Source organism: Cryobacterium sp. TMT1-66-1, from assembly GCF_004403435.1.
Lineage (GTDB): Bacteria > Actinomycetota > Actinomycetes > Actinomycetales > Microbacteriaceae > Cryobacterium > Cryobacterium flavum.
In genome coordinates, this window is sequence record NZ_SOGP01000006.1 from 307,101 (window position 1) to 324,882 (window position 17,782).

The following is a 17,782-nucleotide window of genomic DNA, read 5'->3' on the forward strand; positions in this document are numbered from 1 at the left end:
CGCTACAACGACAGGAGCACGAGATGACCGAGGATACTTTCGACCGCGACGTCATGCGCTCGTTCAAGAAATTCATGGAACGCGTCGTGGCAACGGCGGATGCCCAAAACCCGTCGGGCCAGTCGCCGCTCGGCGACGCGATCACCGAGTTTCTCGGCGCGAACGCATCGACCCTGCCGGTCGTATCCGAGACTCTCGCCGATCATCGCCTGGTCGACGCGGACATTGCCCTGACTGCCCTGGCCGGAATCGATCCGGCCGCGCTTCTCGGCGTCTCCGGCGGGCAGCAGCGCTTTCACTCAAGCCTGTCCGAACTGGTGGCCAGCCCGTTCCAGGGTTTCGCTCCCGGGCCGGTGGACTACTCGGCCCGGGCGACCGGACCGACATCGACCCGTCAGGTGGTCTCATTCGGCCTGCGGCTCATCCGCTTTGAGGGTGAGCCGATTGCGGTGCTGCAACGCGCCGCGAACCCGCAATTCGGGCGCAACACGGCCGAACTCGAGATCATGGCCACAACACCGCAGGCGGTCACCGGCTTTCTCGAGCACCTGCGCGCGCTCATGATCGAGCACAGCGTGCTGCGCGGGCAGGTGCTCTCGTTCGTACAGACCGAATACGGGGCCGGTGCCGGAATCAGTTTTCTGGAACGACCCGTCGTTCCGGCGGCCGCCATCGTGCTGCCGGACGGCATCCTTAGCACGATCACCGACCACGTCATCGGAATCGGCGAGCAGCGCCAGGCACTGCTCGCCGCCGGTCAACACTTGAAGCGCGGCGTATTGCTCTACGGTCCTCCCGGTACCGGCAAAACCCTCACCGTACGACACCTGCTGAGCGTTACCCCGGGCATCACCGCCGTGCTCCTGACCGGCACCAGCATCGTGCACATCGCTGCCGCCGCCGAAATTGCGCGCACCTTCGCGCCGTCCATCGTCGTGCTCGAAGACATCGACCTGGTCGCGATGCAACGCAACACGACTCCGCAGCCACTCTTATTCGAGGTGCTCGACGCCCTCGATGGGCTCGACGGCGACGCCGATGTAGCCTTCGTCATGACCACCAACCGGGTCGAGGTACTCGAACGTGCCCTCGCCGAACGGCCAGGCCGGGTCGATCTCGCCGTGGAAGTGCCGCTGCCCGCGCTAGCTGAACGCGAGCGGTTGTTCCGGCGTTATGCGGGCGGGCTGCCGTTCAGCCCGGCCGCCCTCGATGCCGCTGCCGGCCGAGCGGAGGGCGTGACCGGATCCTTCGCCAAGGAGCTCATTCGTCGTGCCGTGCTTCGCGCTGCCCTCCGCGCCAGCACCGTCGACGACAGCGACCTGCAGGTGTCCCTCGACGATCTGTTGTCGGCGGGCGAATCCTTGACCCGGCGGCTCCTCGGCACGAACAGTGGCGATACCCTGCGCTGGCAGCCCGACGAAGAGCCGAGCGACGGGCCGAATGGCGGCAGCTACGTTTCGATGCAGGAGGCCGCCGTGATGACACGCGAAGCCTCCTTCGGGTGGAGCGGCCCGACAGGGCCGGTCACACCAGTGGCCGACGCTGAGGGCGAGCCCGAGGAGACCGAGGAGCCCCAATGACCGGTCAGCGCTCGTAGACGTCACGACGATGGCCGCCCGGGCAGCGCCCTACCGTCCAGCGCCGGATTGAAGCGGATGCCCGGTGGCGGTTACGGCAGCACCTCGAAGATACCGCGGGCGCCCTTCTCGGCATCCGACATGATGTGGCTGACGAAGGGGTAGTGGCCCGGCTGGGTGAAGCTGAGCTCGACGAACCCGCCCTGCGCAACGGCGAGATCGATCACCTGGGAGCCGCCGCTACCGGTGCTGCCGCCGTCCTTCAACAGGTAGTCGCCCTCCTTGTACACGGTGGAGAACTGACCGCCCACGACATGGAAGGCGCTGCCCACATTGGGCCCGGCCGCCAGCACCCAGACGCGCACGGTCTCGCCCGCCGTCGCCTCTAGCGGCCGGGCAGCGTATTGGTTCGCGTAGCCGTTGAAGACCATGATGTCGGGGACCTGCGTCGCCACCTTCACGGCGTCCACTTCACCGCCCTGAGCGCCGAGGTACAGTTCGGACTGTACGAGGAGGTACTCGCGGTCCACCTCCGCCAGGCCCGGCGGGTCGATGATCACCGCGCCGAACATGCCGTTGGCGATGTGCACGGACATGGGCATGGTGGAGCAGTGATAGAGCCAGATGCCCGACCGTGTGGCGGTGAAGGTGTAGATCAGGGATTCTCCGGGTGCGATGGTGCGCATCACGGCGTCTGGCGCGATATCGCCGGCGTGGAAGTCGATCGAGTGCCCGACCGTGCCCTCGTTCACCAGCGTGATCTCGAATACGTCGCCCACGGTGCCGCGCAGGGTGGGCCCTGGCGCGGTGCCGTTGAAAGTCCAGAGCATCTGGGTGACGCCGGGCGCCACCTCGGTCTCGATGTTCTGCACGGTCAAGGTCTGCCGGTGGACTTTGGCGGACGAGGCGGGCGGCAGCACGGCGTCCCTCGCCTCGAAACCGGCGTCGGGTTCAGCCATCGGGTCGAGATCCTCAGCAGCGGATGCCCCGGCTGCGGCCGCACCGTGGTCAGAGTGGGTTCCGCTCGCGGCGCCCACGGCGACGATGCTGATCTCCATGCCGAGCAACCGATGTCCGGCTATCGAGCACCAACCGGACACGCTCGCGCCGATCACACCGACGCTCACGGTCTCGGTAGCGCCCGGTTCGAGTGCCCCCGACACCAGGCCGGTGTCCAGGACGAGGTTGTGCGCCATCTCGTCACTGTTGGTCAGAGTGATCATTAGTTCATCACCGACCGGCACCTCGATGCGGTCAGGCACGAAGCGGGTGTCCACCATGTCGACCGCCACCGTGGTGGTGTGTCCGGTCGCGGCGGCGCCGGCCGCGGAGGAGCCGGCGGCCTGGGTCGACACCGTCCAGAGGCCCGCCGAGGCCGGGTCGAGCACGGTGCCGACGGTAACCGTGAGCAGCAGCACACTAGCCGCCGCGAGCATCCGCCCGGCGGCACGCGGTCGCTCGACGGCCGTTCGTTCTCCCGGCACCACGCGCACGAACGGCAGGGCACGCACCCTCCGGTTGACCCGCAGGGCCCTGGTGAACAGCACCAGAAAACCGGCCAGGGTGGCCACGATCAGCACCGACAATGCCACCGTGAGAGTGCTGGAGACGGGAAGCAACGACAGGGCGAGGGCGCCATTGACGACCACGACCCGAAAGAGGCTGCCACGGTCGAGCTCGGCCGCGGTTGCCTTGAGGGCGGCCGGGCCTCCACCGAGCACGACGGGCACCAGATAGCTGAGGGCCCCGAGTAGAATCTGGGCCGCAAAGCCGATCGCGAAGTACGGCACGAGGGTTTCGACGCCGGCGGCCGCGGCCGCCCAGCTGGGGGCGAGAGCCACCAGCAACCCGAAACCGGCGGTACAGAGGGCAAACCAGATCTGGGCGGCACCGAGGCTCCAGGCGGCGAAGGTCACGGCGGGCGCCCGGCGCAGGTGCCCGATGCCCTCCCAGAGCACTCGACCCAGGGCAACGAGGTAGATCAGAACGCCGAGCGCCACGAGCATCCGCTGGTCGGCCAGGCAACCGACGAGGAGCAGCCCGAGGCCGCCCGCCAATACCGGAAGGGTGCTTCCGGCCGCCACTGTGGCGCCCTCGACACGGGTATGCAGCACCGTGGGCCAGAGCAACGCAACGGTACCGATGACGGTGAGGCCCACCCACCCGAGCAGGTTGAGGCCGAGATGGCCGATGAACAGGCGTTCGTAGCCCTCGCCTCCGCCGTCGAGCCTGGCCATCAGAATGCCGAGGGTAACGCCGCCGGAGAGCATCACTGCGCTGACAATGTAGTAGCGCACCAGCGGGGCGAACCGACCCGGCATCGCTCCGCGGGTCTGACTCACGATCACCGCGGCGTGGACCAGCGCGTTCAGTCCGACCAGGCTGCCTCCGACCAGCACGAGCGGGTACCACTCGGCGACCATGCCGGTCATCACCGCTATCGCGCCCCCGGTGTGCACGCTCAGGCGCAGGCCGAGTGAGCGGCGGTCCCCGAGGGCCTTGTGGCGAAGCAGGGTGTCGGCGAAGTGCTGACTCCAGATCAGAATTGCCGTGCTCACCGCGCCGAGCAGCAGCAGGTGCACGAGCAGCCAGCTCGACGACGGCACCTGGCGGTGCAGCAGAGTGAGAATCACCGCGGCGGCCAGCCAGGCAGGCACCAAACTGCCGGAGACGATGTGCCAGAGCTTGTCTTTCATAGGGTGGTCATCAGCGGCGTTGGGTCAGATCAACCTGGCTGTCGGACGAGTGAGTGCGGGTGAGGCGCACGGTCCAGGTTTCGGGTCCGCTCTCGAGGTAGGAGACGGCAAAGTCGCCGGGGCGGCTGGCTTCGAGCTGTCCGAGCAGCGGCAGCGGGTTGTGCGAGGCCACCAGGTCGAGGGCGAAGCCGGGCTGAATAACACCGAGTGCGCCAAAGATCGTGGCGTGGCGAATGGCGTGTGGGATGGGGCGAGTGTCGAGAACGATGGTCTCGGTGTCGTCGTGACCGCAGGCGCACGCGTGAGCGGCGGGAGCGTCGACATCTGCGGCACCGGGCCGGCTGGCAGACAGGTTGATCGGTTCGGCAGTCATAGAAAATCCCCTTTCACCGGGTCGAATGACCCTCGTGACTAGTTTAGAGGATTTTATTCCTTTCAATCAGCTCACGAGTGCTGTGGTGACAGGTGCACGAGGCAGAGCGTCGGCTGCACGAAGGGCTCCAGGCTGATGTCCTCGGCGTCGTGGCCAAGTGAGCGGGCGAGGCCTTTCATCAGGCCCAGGTGCACCGAACAGACCACATCGGGATTCGATCGTGCCTCGGCCCGGAACGGGCAGGCCTTCAGCGCGATTACGGCCTCATCAGCTCGAAGTTCGGGCTCGAAACCGATCTCGGTGAGCACACTCAACAGCGGAGGAACCACGTCGGCAGCGGGCCCATCGGTCGCCACCCCAGCGGCCGCGGCCGCGTACTGCGCCGACCAGCGCTCGCCGGCCCGTATCGCACGGGCGCGGCCGCCGTCGGCATCCTCGCCAATGACCCCGGCGAGAGTCTCGATCAGCTGCTGCTGGGCGTTCTCGGCTGCCAGCGGCGCCGCGACCGCGCTGAACAACACGTGTGGGCGGCCGCGCTGCCCGGCCCGGGCGACCTGGCGCTCGATGAGCCCGGCCGCCTCGAGGTGCTCAAGGTGAAACCGTGCCGTCGTGATGTGAAGTCCGAGGGCGTCGGCCACGGCGGCAACGCCCAGCGGCACGGCGGATTCGGTGAGCAGCGCCAGGGCACGACGGCGCGGCTCACTGGCCAGGGCAGCGTGCCTGGCTTCATTCTGCGTGGGCGGAACCATGATTTTAGAGTAGCAGCGTGCGGTTAAACCTGCGGTTGTGGCACTCGTCCCACGGCGCGAGCCAGTGCAGTGACCGGCCGTGCGGCTGGGTCAGGGCGATCGGCTCGCCGTCCAGCGCAAGAATGAAGGCGGATGCCGGCATGTGATCTAACAGCGCCGGCACCTCCGCAAGTCGCTCCAGCACCCCGGGCACCACGCTCTGTCCTTCGTTCGACAGCCAGCGCACCGGCAGCCGGGTCATCTGCTCGGCGAACCGGTTACGATCAGCCTCGTTGAGGTAGGCGAGCACCGCGGTGTGGAACACCACGGCGGTCGCCCCGGCTGGAGCCCGGGCAACGAGTGCTTCGATCTGTTCGCCCAGATCACCCGACACGATCGGGGCCGGCTCCCGGCGGGCCACGGCAACCGCGGCGCCCAGTCGGGCCCGCCGGTCATCGTGCTCCGGCCAGATGAGCGCGTCGAGCCAGGCCACATCCGTCTCGCTCGACACGTCAAGCGGGTGCAGGTCGATGCCGGCGCGCCAGACGATCTCGGGCATCCGCTCGGGCAACGGAACCGGGCCGGTGACGTCACAGTCCAGAACGACCGGGCTCGGACCGTCGAATGGGTGCAGCATCCGCTCACTGCCATCAGCCAACCGATACCGGTAGCTGTACCGGTCTGGGTGCAGGCACAGACCAGCGGATGCCCCCACCTCGATCAGCGCGAGCGGCCCGGCGAGCGCCGCCAGGGCCGGCAACAGCACGGCGCACCGACCGGGCTCGTTGGTCTGGGTGGCGTGGGTCAGGCAGGTCGCGGCCACGTCGGTCCAGTGCTCACGCAGCCAGGCCGCGAACTCGGGGTACTCCCCCACCGACGCACCGTGCAGCCGTGCCGCGCTGAACACCAGGTTCGGTTGGCGCTTGACCGCGGGCAGTTGGTCGATCAGGGCAACGGTAGCGGGATCGGCCGCGACACCGGCCGCCCAGGCCTCGTAGCAGGCGCTCATTCCGCGAGCTTCCACTTCGGCGAAGGCTCGGTAGCGTTCGGCGGTGGGGACCAGTGGGTCGGTGCTTGCTCTCATGCCCACATCGTAATCATGGTTAGGCTTGCGGGGTGCGATGGCGCCACGAGTGCCAAAGCTTCACAATCGTGAATCGAATTGGAGAATCTGTTGCCTGGAGAAAATCTCACCCGCATTGAAGCGACCGAGCGCGCTGCGCTGGTCACCGTAGCGAGCTACAACGTTGTGCTCGACCTCACCAGCGGTCCCAGCACGTTCGGCAGCACCACCACCGTGCACTTCACCGCCACCCCCGGAGCCTCGACCTTCATCGACGCCATCACGGCGCGGGTGTACTCGGTCACCCTCAACGGCGCCCTGCTCGACCCGGCCGTCGTGAGTGACGGCATCCGCATTGCGCTTGACGGCCTGCAGGCCGACAATGAGCTCGTCGTCGTCGCCGACGCGCTGTACACCAACACCGGTGAGGGACTACACCGTTTCGTCGACCCGGTCGACAACGAGGTCTACCTGTACAGCCAGTTCGAGGTACCCGACTCCCGCCGCGTGTTTGCCGTGTTCGAGCAGCCCGACCTGAAGGCAAAATTCTCCTTCACCGTCACTGCCCCCAGCCAGTGGCAGGTCGTCTCCAACTCCACCACGCCCACCCCGATCGATGCCGGCAATGGTGCCAGCACCTGGGCGTTCGAACCGACCCACACCATCTCGAGCTATATCACTGCGCTCATCGCCGGCCCGTACGCCGTCGTGCGCAGCGAGCTCACGTCGAGCGACGGACGTACCATTCCACTCGGGGTATTCAGCCGCAAGAGCCTCAGCGAGTACCTCGACGCCGACTACATCCTGGAGAAGACCCGCCAGGGCTTCGCCTACTACGAGGAGAAGTTCGGTTACGCCTACCCCTTCGACAAGTACGACCAGCTGTTCGTGCCGGAGTTCAACGCCGGCGCCATGGAGAACGCCGGCGCGGTCACCTTCACCGAAACGTACATCTTTCGCTCCAAGGTGACCGACGCCATCAAGGAACGCCGCGTCGTGACGATTCTGCACGAGCTGGCCCACATGTGGTTCGGCGACCTGGTCACCATGACCTGGTGGAACGACCTCTGGCTCAACGAGAGCTTCGCCGAGTGGGCGTCGACCATTGCCACGGCCGAGGCCACCGAGTGGCACGAAGCGTGGACTACCTTCGCCGTGATGGAGAAGAGCTGGGCCTACAAGCAGGACCAGCTGCCCTCGACCCACCCGGTCGTCGCGACTATCCGCGACCTCGACGACGTTCTCGTGAACTTCGACGGCATCACCTACGCCAAAGGCGGTTCGGTGCTCAAGCAGCTCGCCGCCTGGGTCGGCATCGACGCCTTCTTCACCGGCGTCGGCTCCTACTTTCAGAAGCACCAATGGGGTAACACCGAGTTGCGCGACCTGCTGGTCGAACTCGAACTCGCGAGCGGCCGCGACCTCGGCGAATGGGCAGCGCTCTGGCTCGAAACGGCCGGCGTCAACACCCTCCGCCCCGAGATCACCGTTGATGACCACGGCGTCATCACCGCCTTCACCGTGCTGCAGAGCGCGGCGCCCTCCTGGCCCACCATTCGCCCGCACCGCCTCGCGATCGGCTTCTACACCTTCAACGACGCCCGCAAGCTGGTGCGCACCCACCGGGTCGAGCTCGACGTTGACGGCCCCAGAACGGATGTCCCCGCTCTCGTCGGCCGCGAACGCGCTGACCTGATTCTGCTCAACGATGACGATCTGAGCTACGCCAAGGTGCGCCTCGACCCGGCCTCGGAGGCCGTCGCGCTCCAGCACCTCGCCGCGATCGAGAGCCCGCTCGCCCGCGCCCTGGTCTGGGGTTCGGTCTGGGACGCCACCCGCGACGCCGAAACCACGGCACGCGACTTCGTGCGCCTGGTCTTGAACAATGTCGCCACCGAAACCGAGTCGACCACGCTGCGCACGGTGCTCGGCCAGGTCGTGCTCACCGCCAGCTCCTACGTGGCCGAGCCGCACCGCGAGGCGGTCACGACCGAGGTCGCCGACGCACTCTGGAAGCTCGCACAGGGCGCGGCGGCCGGCAGCGACGCCCAATTCCAATTCGTAAAGTTCTTCGCCTCCGTCGCAGCCACCGCCGCGCAGCTCGACAACGTGGCTGCTTTGCGTTCCGGCGCGACGGTACTCGAGGGCCTCGAGGTCGACACCGACCTGGCCTGGGAACTGCTCACCGCCCTCGTGGCCGGGGGCCGTGCCACCGCGACCGAGATCGATGCGGCGCTCGAAGCCGACAACACCGCCACCGGCGCCCAGTCCGCCGCCCTCGCCCGGGCTGCCCTGCCCACGGCCGAGGGCAAGCTCGCCGCCTGGTCGTCACTGATCGACGTGGACACGGCCGCGACGACAATCGTGCGCACGACCGCCGCCGGGTTCCTGCGCGTGAACGACTCGAAACTCCTCGAGCCGTTCGTCGCGAACTACTTCGACATGCTGCAGTCGGTGTGGGCGGCTCGCAGCTTCTCGATCGGCGAAAAGCTCGTCATCGGCCTCTACCCGGCGCCGCTGAACAACCAGGCCCTCGCCGACGCGACGCAGGCCTGGCTCGATGCCAACCCCGAGCCGGCCGCCCTGCGCCGCCTAGTGGTCGAGAACCTGGCCGGGGTTGAGCGTTCCCTGAAGGTGCAGGCGCGCGACGCTTAAGTAGTCAGCGACAGCAAACCCCGCGCCCAGCCCTGGGCGCGGGGTTTTCGCGTCTGCCCGCCCGAGCACCCCGCACGTTCACAGCAAACTCCACACAAAACGCCGGAATGCCACTGCCTGCCTGCCTGCCCGGGCCCGGCTGAGTGCCCCGGCAGCCTGGGCACAATGCCAGCGACCGCGGCCGTTCCCGGGTGCCGCCGAGACCCCTCGGTAGACTGGCTTGGATATGAATTGGGATACTTTCTGGGCCGACCTCGGCGCCTACTTCGCTCAAATTACCTGGACCATCTACCTCGAAAAGATCTTCTCCGTCGCGATGATCATCGTCGTAGCCTTCGCCGTGCGCTGGGCCCTGCAATACGTGATTCGACGGGTCGTGCAGCAGATCGTCTCCGGCGTGAAGAAAACCCAGAAGGTCGATGACACCCAGGCGCTGAACGTGTCGCCGATGGCCGCCGTTCGCGTCGTGCAGCGCTCCCGCACCCTCGGCGCCGTGTTGGCGAACATCGTCAACGTCTTCATCCTGATCACGGCCCTGCTGCTCATCATCACTACCCTGAACAAAGACATCCTTGGTTCCTTCGCCCTGCTCACGGCGGCGATCGGTGCCGGCCTCGGTTTCGGCGCGCAGAACATCGTCAAGGACATTCTGAACGGCCTCTTCATGGTGGTGGAAGACCAGATCGGTGTGGGCGATATCGTCGACGTGGGATTCGCATCCGGTGTCGTAGAAACGGTCGGAATTCGCATCACGCAGGTGCGCGATGTCGACGGCACGCTCTGGTTCGTGCGCAACGGTGAGATTTTGCGCGTTGGCAATATGTCGCAGGGCTGGGCACGGGTCATTATCGACCTCGCCATTCCGTACAGTTCAGACGTGGAGGCCGTACAAGACGAGCTGCTGCGCGTGGCCAGCGCCCTCGCCTCGAGCCGCAAGTGGCGCGCATTCATTCTCGAGAAGCCGGAGATCTGGGGCTTGGAGTCGATCAGCGCCGAAGCTCTCGTCACCCGGCTCGTGGTCAAGACCCGGGTCTCGGCCAAGTGGGACTTCGCCCGCGATCTGCGCCTGCACATGAAGAAGGCCCTCGACGGCATGGGCGTGCCGCTCACCCCGCTCAACAGCGTGGTCATGACCACCGGCGACGGCACCATTGATGGCTCGGCCGTTGAACCAATCGAGGGAGCCGTTGACGCAGCCGAAGGGGCCGCGGCCGCCGTGCCCGACGTCGTTGCCGGTGTGCGCACCGGCCCGGTATCGGTTCGCAAGCCCCGCGGGCCGCGCAAGGCCAAGGCAAAGCCCACGGATGTTCCGGCTCCGATGAAGACGCCAGACCCTGAAACCCGCAGCGACGGCATTGACTAGCCTGAAATAACTCCAGCACACAGTAGAAAGCCGCACCACGTGACCTCTGAACGACACCCGACCGACCAGCCGACCGTCCCCGCCGGCGTCCACCTGCGCGAGGCCGAAAACGGCCCAGCCGTGGTGCCGACGTTCTTCGACGAGGTCGGCGGAACCCCGTTCTTCGAGAAGCTCGTGCACGACTTCTACGTGGGGGTGGCCACCGACCCGGTGCTGAAGCCCATGTATCCCGAAGACGACCTGGGCCCGGCCGAACACCGACTGGTCATGTTCCTCGAGCAGTTCTGGGGCGGCCCCGGCACCTACAGCGAGCAGCGCGGTCACCCCCGTCTGCGCCAGCGGCACGTGCCGTTCAAGGTCAATCCGGATGCCCGCGACCGGTGGCTCGGCCACATGAAAGTCGGCGTGGACGCGGCTAATCTGCCGCCGCTGCAGCGGGGCATCCTCTGGGATTATCTGGAACGCGCCGCCTTCGCCATGGTGAACAGCTTCGACGAGTAGCTCTACTGCAGCCCTTGAAATCGTCTGGTGGCTGGTCGCACAGACCCATCGGGCTGAAGATGTCGTGTCGCCGATGACACCCACACCGCGAGATGCCATCTTCGGCCCCATCGCCGCGGAACCGCAATCTCACGGCGTGTGTCAGAACCGCCGATACTAAAGACATGACAATCCGCGACCTGACCCCGGGCAACATCGACGCGGCGGCTGCGCTCTGGCACCGGGCCGGGCTGACCCGGCCGTGGAATTCACCCGAGCTTGACGCGCAGCGCGCCCTCGACGGCGACACCTCCACGGTTCTGGGCGCATTCGACGACGAGCGGCTGGTCGGCACGATCATGGTCGGCCACGATGGCCATCGCGGGTGGGCACACTACCTTGCAGTTGACGAGGGCCAGCGCGGAACCGGGTTGGGCAAGCGCATGATGGCTGCCGCAGAAAACTGGCTGCGCACGCACGGTTGTGAAGGTTCAGCTCATGGTACGTGCGGGCAACGACTCCGTTCTGGGATTTTACGAGCACCTCGGCTACGAGGACGCCAACGTGCAGGTGCGCTCCAAATGGCTCGCCCAGCCAACGTCATAGAAAACCCCGGCCGCGAGCATCCCGTGACCGTTGCCTCGTATGCTTGACCAGTGGGGAACACTCGAGGACGCGCAGTAATAGCCGGGGCAACGGGATTCATCGGGCAGCGACTTGTTCGCGAGCTTCGCGACCAGGGTTACGACATTGCCCGCATCGGTCGGAACGGGCCGGATGCCCGGTGGGACGATGCATCCGCTATAAGGACGTTGATTGATGGTTCCAAGCTCGTGGTGAACTTGGCGGGGAAAAGCGTCAACTGTCGCTACACCGACCGGAACCGCGACGAAATCCTGCGCTCACGCATCGACACCACCCGTGCGTTCCGCCAGGCCATCGCAACGAGCGCGAATCCCCCACGGGTCTGGCTCAACGCGAGTACCGCGACCATTTACCGCTATTCCCTAGACCGGCCGATGACCGAAACCAACGGCGACGTGGGCACAGGATTCTCCGCTGACATCGCGCAGGCGTGGGAAGCGGAGTTCTTCGCTGGAGAGCTGCCCGCTACCCGCCGGGTGGCGCTGCGGATGGCGATCGTGCTGGGAGACGGTCCCGCAACGGCTGCCTTGGTGCGGCTGGCACGGTTTGGGCTCGGAGGTCCTCAGCTCGACGGCTGGTGGTTCCCGCATCGGCGGTATCGCGGGATCGGCACGAAACCGACCAGCACTGGGGCTCAAACCCACCACTCCCACGGACGCCAGAAATTCAGCTGGATTCACATCGACGATGTTGTCAACGCCGTGAAGTTCATCGTCGACAACGCTGCTCTTGACGGGCCGGTCAACCTGTCGGCACCGCAGATCAGTGACAACCGCACGCTCATGTCGACGTTACGACGACGCGTTGGGGCTGTCGTGGGATTGCCGGCATTCAGGTGGATGATGGAACCAGCCATGTGGATACTGCGCACCGAACCCGAATTGGTTCTAAAAAGCCGCTGGGTGACACCGGAGCGACTGCTTCAAGCTGGATATACATTTGCCTGGCCCGATCTCGAGCCGGCGATCAACGATGTTGTGAAGCGCTAAGCGGGCGCGCGTCAGGGCGCCCGAGCAACTCGACGGCCTCGCAGGGGCTGGCCGTGGGGTCGGCTCGGTGCACACTCGTGGCCAGCGTGCCGAGGAGCCCCGCGAGCTGGTCGGCGGCATCCGCTGGTATGCCCGAGAGGATGCTGGCTTCCACGGCAGCAACGCGCGCCTCGTATCGAGTGAGAACGCTGGTTCCCTCCGCCGTGGCCCGAATCTTTCGGGCCCGGCGATCGGTCGGGTCGGGAATGCGTTCGACCAGCTTGGCGTCGACCATGCCGTCGAGCAGGTAGGTCAACACCGTGCGATCGATGGCTAGGTGCGCCCCGATGGCCTGCTGGGATGGCAGGTCGCGGTGAATGACGGTGGAGAGCACCTGATAGCAGCGCACTCCCCCGGGCAGCCCGTCGACGGCGGTCTCCAGCTGGCGCTGATAACCGCGCAGAACCATCGCGAGGTTCCACCCGAGGTCACCGGGCACCGGTGAGGTCGGGCGTAATTCGGCAGTCATGCAGGTCAGCTTACCTGAGAGCGTGATGTGGCAGAGATATTCTTTTCAACATATGATCTGTAGAGCATCATATTTCGACGGGAGCAGCGCTTTGAGCGGTCAACATGTCTTGAGCAGTCACCACGACACCACCATCGGCATTCTGGGAGCCGGGCGGGTTGGAACGGCCCTGGCCCGGCAGGCGGTTAAAGCCGGATACCGGGTGCTGATCGCGACTGCTAAACCCGCGGCGGAGAACGCCCTGCTGGTCGATATTGTGACCCCAGGGGCGGTAGCGGTGGAATCAAGCCAGGCCGCCGCATCCGATCTGGTGGTTTTGGCGATTCCGCTGCACAAGTACCGCACGCTCCACCCGAGCGAACTCGCCGGCCGAATAGTCATCGACGCGATGAACTATTGGGCGCCGGTCGACGGCGTATTCGACGACTTCGAGAGCGATCCGCGCACCTCCAGCGAGGTCGTCGAAGAGTTTCTGCGGCACGCCCGGGTCGTGAAGTCGCTCAACCACATCGGTTATCACGAGCTCGAAGAAGACGACGAGGCCGCCGGCGTGCCGACGCGGCGCGCGCTCGCGCTGGCCGGTGACGACGCCGACGCCAAGGCATTCGTCTCTAGCTTCATCGACCGCCTCGGCTACGACGCGGTCGATGCCGGACCGCTCTCCGCCGGCCGCGCCTTCCAGCCCGCCACCGAGATTTTCACCGGCAGCCACACTGCGAACCAGCTTCGCGCCCTCATCCAGAAGAACCGTCCGCTCGCGGACGCGGCCTAAACACAATGGAGAACTCCATGCAAATTGGCGCCTACAGCTTTGGCGACACGCAACTCAACCCCGACGGCACGACGCGTGCCACCGCGGAGGCGATCAAGAACCTGTTCGACGCCATCGTGCACGCCGACCGAGTGGGCCTCGACTATTTCGGCGTCGGTGAACACCACACCGTGTCGATGCCGGCGTCCTCTCCGGGAGCCCTGATCGCGGCCGCAGCCGCCGCGACAACGCAGATCACGCTCGGCAGCGCGGCCAGCATCATCTCAACGGATGACCCGGTGCGAGTGTTCCAACAGTTCGCCACCGCCGACGCCATTTCCGGCGGCGGTCGCATCGAGATCACGGCCGGCCGCGGCTCCTCGGTCGAGACGTTTCCGCTGTTCGGGCACGACCTGAACGACTACGACGAGCTGTACGCCCAGAAGCTCGACCTGCTCCTAACGCTGAACAACAGCACGACCGAGCAGGTGACCTGGTCGGGACGCACCCGCCCGGCGATTCGCGAACTGGCCGTGGTGCCGCGCCCGGTCACCGGATCGCTTCCGATCTGGATCGCCACCGGCGGCAGCGCGCCGTCGTCGGCTCGCGCCGGCCGCCTCGGCCTGCCCCTCTCCTACGGCATCATCGGCGGGCAGCCACACCGGTTCGCGCCGCTCGCCAACCTCTACCGGCAGTCGGCGGCGCAGGCCGGGCACACCGGCGACAACATCAAGGTGTCGGTGGCGACCCTGGGGCTGGTCGCGCCCACGAAACAGGAAGCGATCGACCGGATGTACCCGGGATGGGTCAACTTGAATATTGAGATGGGCCGGCTGCGCGGCTGGCCCGCGCCACAGCGACGCGACTTTCTCGCCCAGGTCGACGCGCCCAGCGCCTATTTCGTCGGCGCCCCAGACGAAATCGCCCAGCGCATCGTCGACCTGCACGGGCACCTCGGCCACATGCGCCACTTTCTGCAGGGCGACTTCGGCGGGCTCCCCCAGGAGCACCTGCTCGAATCTCTCACGCTGCTGGCCAGCGAGGTCAAGCCGCGCGTCGCGCGCCTGCTCGCCGCCAAGTAGCCGCCGGAAGCACCGACACCCCTTTCCGGGGAGGGGCTGTCGGCACGTGGTCTCGGCCGGATAGCCTGAAGTCATGTCAACGGCACAGATCAACCCATCACAACACTGGATCTGGTTTTTCGGAATCGTGTACAGCGTCGTGATTCTCGGAATCGGTCTGTGGGTGAGCCTGGTGACCGGCGAGTGGATCGCCATCCTCTGTGCTGTGGGACTGGTTCTCGTGCCAATCGGGGGCTTGGCCGTGCGGTCGCGCAGATCCCATTAGGAATGGGTACTGCGTGACGCTTCCCCGCCCGGTGAAGGACACTCGGTGCCATAAGGCTATCGACCACCGAGCGATCATCCGATGAGCGCGGTCGTAGTCGCCCTGACTATCACGGCAGCACTCGGGGCCGGCCTGACGGCGGGCGTCTATCTGGCCTTCTCCTTTTTGGTCCTGCCCGCCTTTCGCACCCTTCCCGATACCGCCGCAGTGGCCGCCATGCAGCGCATCAACGTGAGCGCGGTTCGGGCGCCGTTCATGACGGTCTTTTTTGGCGGCGCCGCAGCATCCGTTGTTGTGATCGTGCTGCAACTCACGTCAGAGGCTCCTGCCGAACCCACCCGTATTCTTGGAGCAGTTCTCGCCCTGGCCGCCGTCGTGATCACCGTGGTGCGCAACGTGCCATTGAACAACGCCCTCGTGCGCGCCGACGCCAGTTCATCCGGCCTGACGGTTGCCTGGCAGTCCTTCGACCGGAGCTGGTCTCGGGCCAACTATGCGCGTGCGGCCGTGTCCGTCGGTGCCGCTGTCGCTCTGATCTTTTCGCTCACCTGACCCGCCGTGGTCGCCACCCGTCGACACCGCTTCGACACGACCTTGGTCATGGAACAGATTCGACATGAATTCGTGATGCCGTTTAATGGAACCATGGCAGGAACCTGTGTGTACACGATCGGGCATTCGACTCATCCGCTTGATGAGTTCGTCGGAATGTTGAGAGCAAATGGTATCGAACGGCTCATTGACGTGCGTACCGTGCCGGGGTCTCGTCACAACCCGCAATTCGGGGAAAGCGAGCTTCTCACCAGCATGCCTGCCGCCGGTATCGACTACCAGCGGCTGAGTGCGCTCGGCGGCTTACGGCACACCCCAGTGGCAGACGCAACGATCAACGGAGCGTGGCGCAACAAGAGCTTTCGTGACTACGCCGATTACATGCAAACCCCCGAATTCGTTCACGGCGTCGACGAGTTGATTGCGCTGGCGAGCACGCAGACGGTGGCGATCATGTGCGCAGAGGCCGTGCCCTGGCGTTGTCACCGATCGCTGATCGGAGACGCGCTGCTCGCTCGAGGACTGCAGGTTGCCAATGTGATGAGCCGGACCTCCACCACGCCGCATACTCTGACCAGTTTCGCGAAGGTCGACGGCAACCGCGTCTGGTACCCGCCCGAAGAATGATGCTGGGCCAGGTTACGGGCGGCCCGGTTTGTAGGCCGAGACCGACGAGGCATCCGCTAGCCAGTATCGCCAGGGGAAGTTCGTCGCACTGCCGCCGGGCCCGCTGACGCCTACGCGTGGTCCGGTCAGATGCGGCAGCGCCAATCCACCGTCCGGCACGAAGAACGTCCACTGTCCGCCGAAAAGATCATCACCATCGTTGGTCAGGGTTGCCCCAAAGCTCTGGGCGACGCAGCCAGGGCCTCGCGCCAAACTCCGATCGAGAAGGGGAACCTTTCGTGGCTTACTTTCTCGCCGGCTGCGGGCGATGTCGGCTCCTTCCAGCACGTCTCCTGCTCTGATGAGGCAACCGTAGGGCTGGCCTGGTTGTCCGGCGACGAGGTTGATCGCGTGGTGCATTCCGTAGGTGAAGTAACAGTAGAGGCGCCCGGCGGGGCCGAACATGGTCTTATTCCGATTCGTCATACCCCGATAGGAGTGCGCGCCAGGGTCGCGTTCACCCGCATACGCCTCGACCTCGGTTACTCGAATGGTCACAGTGCCATCGTCATCCGTGCGTTGAAGGATGCAGCCGAGAACGTCAGGTGCGAGATCAAGCACCTCACGGGCAAAAAATGCCCGGTCGGCGAGATGAAACCCTTCCAGCACGTTCACGCACACAGTCTATCGACTCCCCGCGAGCCGAGCTCGATCGCGACGTTCGGAGCATTCGCGACGGACATCGACCTCGTGATTCACCGTTTGTCGCAGCTGGCCAGGGCTGTTCTGGGCACGATAGCGTGGAGTCTGGTGAAGCGGGCTTGGTCACCTCGACTGTTTTTGGGGGCTCATATCCGTAAACCACGTGCTGTGATCGCCATGATCGTTGTGGCCGGCGCCTTGTCGGCCTGCACCGCCGCACCACCCCAAGCACCACCGACCGTCGAATCGGTAGCGTCCGAAACAGCGGCCCCAGCACCAGAGCCAGCCCGCATCCTCATCGGAGCTGAGACCGCCGACATCGTGGACGACGGCGGAAACGTGCTGCTCTCACTCCGCTATTCCGAGAACGGCGATGGAGCCGTCGCTTCCGCCATCGACATTCTCGGCGAGCCACAGGCCACGCATCATCAGGACGGCTCGAATCATTACCCCGAGATGGAGGGGACGTCGTGGGGCGGGTTCGACGTACGCTCGGTGGCGCTCGACCTGCCCACGTCATTCCCCGGCATCGTCGCCGATCCCGGGATCGATATGGCCTACGGCGTCATTGGCCGATCCGATCAGGGATCAGGCACGATCAGCAAAATCGTCGCGCCACGTTTTCTTTTCTCGCAGGCCTAGTTCATTCCCACGCATCACGGAGTTGTGAGCATGACCAGTTGCGGCGTCGCCCTGGTCATCGCGACGTAGCGGTCGACAGCTCCCTCGACTCCGGTTCCAAACCTT

At 65.8% G+C, this 17,782-nt stretch carries 18 protein-coding genes; 12 read left to right on the top strand and 6 right to left on the bottom strand.

Translation table 11 applies throughout. The features are described from left to right. Positions 1–23: 23 nt before the first annotated feature. Entirely contained in the window at positions 24–1,580 is a 1,557-nt protein-coding gene (locus E3T29_RS03885; RefSeq protein ID WP_134344119.1) for an ATP-binding protein, read from the top strand. Between the two features lie 89 nt (positions 1,581–1,669). On the opposite strand, the gene E3T29_RS03890 is transcribed toward E3T29_RS03885, so the two are convergent. The 4 genes from E3T29_RS03890 to E3T29_RS03905 all read right to left on the bottom strand — a co-directional run bounded on the left by E3T29_RS03890 (position 1,670) and on the right by E3T29_RS03905 (position 6,458). Then, a complete protein-coding gene (locus E3T29_RS03890) occupies positions 1,670–3,814 on the bottom strand; it encodes a multicopper oxidase domain-containing protein (protein ID WP_370449114.1) in 2,145 nt (714 codons plus the stop codon). Positions 3,815–4,283: 469 nt separating this feature from the next. Next, on the bottom strand, positions 4,284–4,646 hold the full coding sequence (locus E3T29_RS03895; RefSeq protein WP_134344121.1) for a DUF2249 domain-containing protein: 363 nt from the start codon (positions 4,644–4,646) through the stop codon (positions 4,284–4,286). A gap of 71 nt (positions 4,647–4,717) precedes the next feature. Continuing rightward, entirely contained in the window at positions 4,718–5,395 is a 678-nt protein-coding gene (locus tag E3T29_RS03900) for a metalloregulator ArsR/SmtB family transcription factor (RefSeq protein WP_134344122.1), read from the bottom strand. A gap of 4 nt (positions 5,396–5,399) precedes the next feature. Then, on the bottom strand, positions 5,400–6,458 hold the full coding sequence (locus tag E3T29_RS03905) for a DUF2332 domain-containing protein (protein ID WP_134344123.1): 1,059 nt from the start codon (positions 6,456–6,458) through the stop codon (positions 5,400–5,402). Between the two features lie 90 nt (positions 6,459–6,548). Between E3T29_RS03905 and pepN the strand changes: the two genes are divergently transcribed. The 5 genes from pepN to E3T29_RS03930 all read left to right on the top strand — a co-directional run bounded on the left by pepN (position 6,549) and on the right by E3T29_RS03930 (position 12,569). Beyond that, entirely contained in the window at positions 6,549–9,092 is a 2,544-nt protein-coding gene (gene pepN, locus E3T29_RS03910) for an aminopeptidase N (protein ID WP_134344124.1), read from the top strand. Between the two features lie 226 nt (positions 9,093–9,318). Further along, complete coding sequence (locus E3T29_RS03915) at positions 9,319–10,455, top strand: mechanosensitive ion channel family protein (protein WP_134344125.1); 1,137 nt, start codon at positions 9,319–9,321, stop codon at positions 10,453–10,455. A 93-nt stretch (positions 10,456–10,548) separates the two neighbouring features. Further along, a complete protein-coding gene (locus E3T29_RS03920) occupies positions 10,549–10,956 on the top strand; it encodes a globin (protein WP_370449115.1) in 408 nt (135 codons plus the stop codon). A 164-nt stretch (positions 10,957–11,120) separates the two neighbouring features. Beyond that, a complete protein-coding gene (locus E3T29_RS03925; protein ID WP_241987617.1) occupies positions 11,121–11,588 on the top strand; it encodes a GNAT family N-acetyltransferase in 468 nt (155 codons plus the stop codon). A gap of 3 nt (positions 11,589–11,591) precedes the next feature. Beyond that, positions 11,592–12,569 (top strand): epimerase, encoded by a 978-nt coding sequence (locus E3T29_RS03930; RefSeq protein WP_134344126.1) that lies wholly within the window; start codon positions 11,592–11,594, stop codon positions 12,567–12,569. Here the strand turns inward: E3T29_RS03930 and E3T29_RS03935 are convergent. After that, complete coding sequence (locus E3T29_RS03935; RefSeq protein ID WP_134344127.1) at positions 12,547–13,077, bottom strand: MarR family winged helix-turn-helix transcriptional regulator; 531 nt, start codon at positions 13,075–13,077, stop codon at positions 12,547–12,549. The genes E3T29_RS03930 and E3T29_RS03935 overlap by 23 nt on opposite strands. A gap of 109 nt (positions 13,078–13,186) precedes the next feature. On the opposite strand from E3T29_RS03935, the gene E3T29_RS03940 reads away from it, so the two are divergent. From E3T29_RS03940 to E3T29_RS03960, 5 genes are all read left to right on the top strand, one after another. Further along, on the top strand, positions 13,187–13,849 hold the full coding sequence (locus tag E3T29_RS03940; RefSeq protein WP_241987618.1) for an NADPH-dependent F420 reductase: 663 nt from the start codon (positions 13,187–13,189) through the stop codon (positions 13,847–13,849). Positions 13,850–13,866: 17 nt separating this feature from the next. After that, positions 13,867–14,910, top strand: coding sequence for an LLM class flavin-dependent oxidoreductase (locus E3T29_RS03945; protein ID WP_134344129.1), 1,044 nt, complete (start codon positions 13,867–13,869; stop codon positions 14,908–14,910). Between the two features lie 73 nt (positions 14,911–14,983). Continuing rightward, positions 14,984–15,175, top strand: coding sequence for a hypothetical protein (locus tag E3T29_RS03950; RefSeq protein ID WP_134344130.1), 192 nt, complete (start codon positions 14,984–14,986; stop codon positions 15,173–15,175). An 81-nt stretch (positions 15,176–15,256) separates the two neighbouring features. Then, positions 15,257–15,727, top strand: coding sequence for a DUF1772 domain-containing protein (locus tag E3T29_RS03955; protein WP_134344131.1), 471 nt, complete (start codon positions 15,257–15,259; stop codon positions 15,725–15,727). A 48-nt stretch (positions 15,728–15,775) separates the two neighbouring features. Continuing rightward, on the top strand, positions 15,776–16,354 hold the full coding sequence (locus E3T29_RS03960; RefSeq protein ID WP_241987619.1) for a DUF488 family protein: 579 nt from the start codon (positions 15,776–15,778) through the stop codon (positions 16,352–16,354). Positions 16,355–16,366: 12 nt separating this feature from the next. Here E3T29_RS03960 and E3T29_RS03965 read toward each other — a convergent pair whose 3' ends face one another. Continuing rightward, positions 16,367–17,008: a DNA-3-methyladenine glycosylase gene (locus E3T29_RS03965; protein ID WP_134344132.1), complete on the bottom strand. Its 642-nt coding sequence runs from the start codon at positions 17,006–17,008 to the stop codon at positions 16,367–16,369. Positions 17,009–17,203: 195 nt separating this feature from the next. Between E3T29_RS03965 and E3T29_RS03970 the strand changes: the two genes are divergently transcribed. Continuing rightward, complete coding sequence (locus tag E3T29_RS03970; protein ID WP_134344133.1) at positions 17,204–17,677, top strand: hypothetical protein; 474 nt, start codon at positions 17,204–17,206, stop codon at positions 17,675–17,677. The last annotated feature ends 105 nt before the right edge of the window (positions 17,678–17,782 follow it).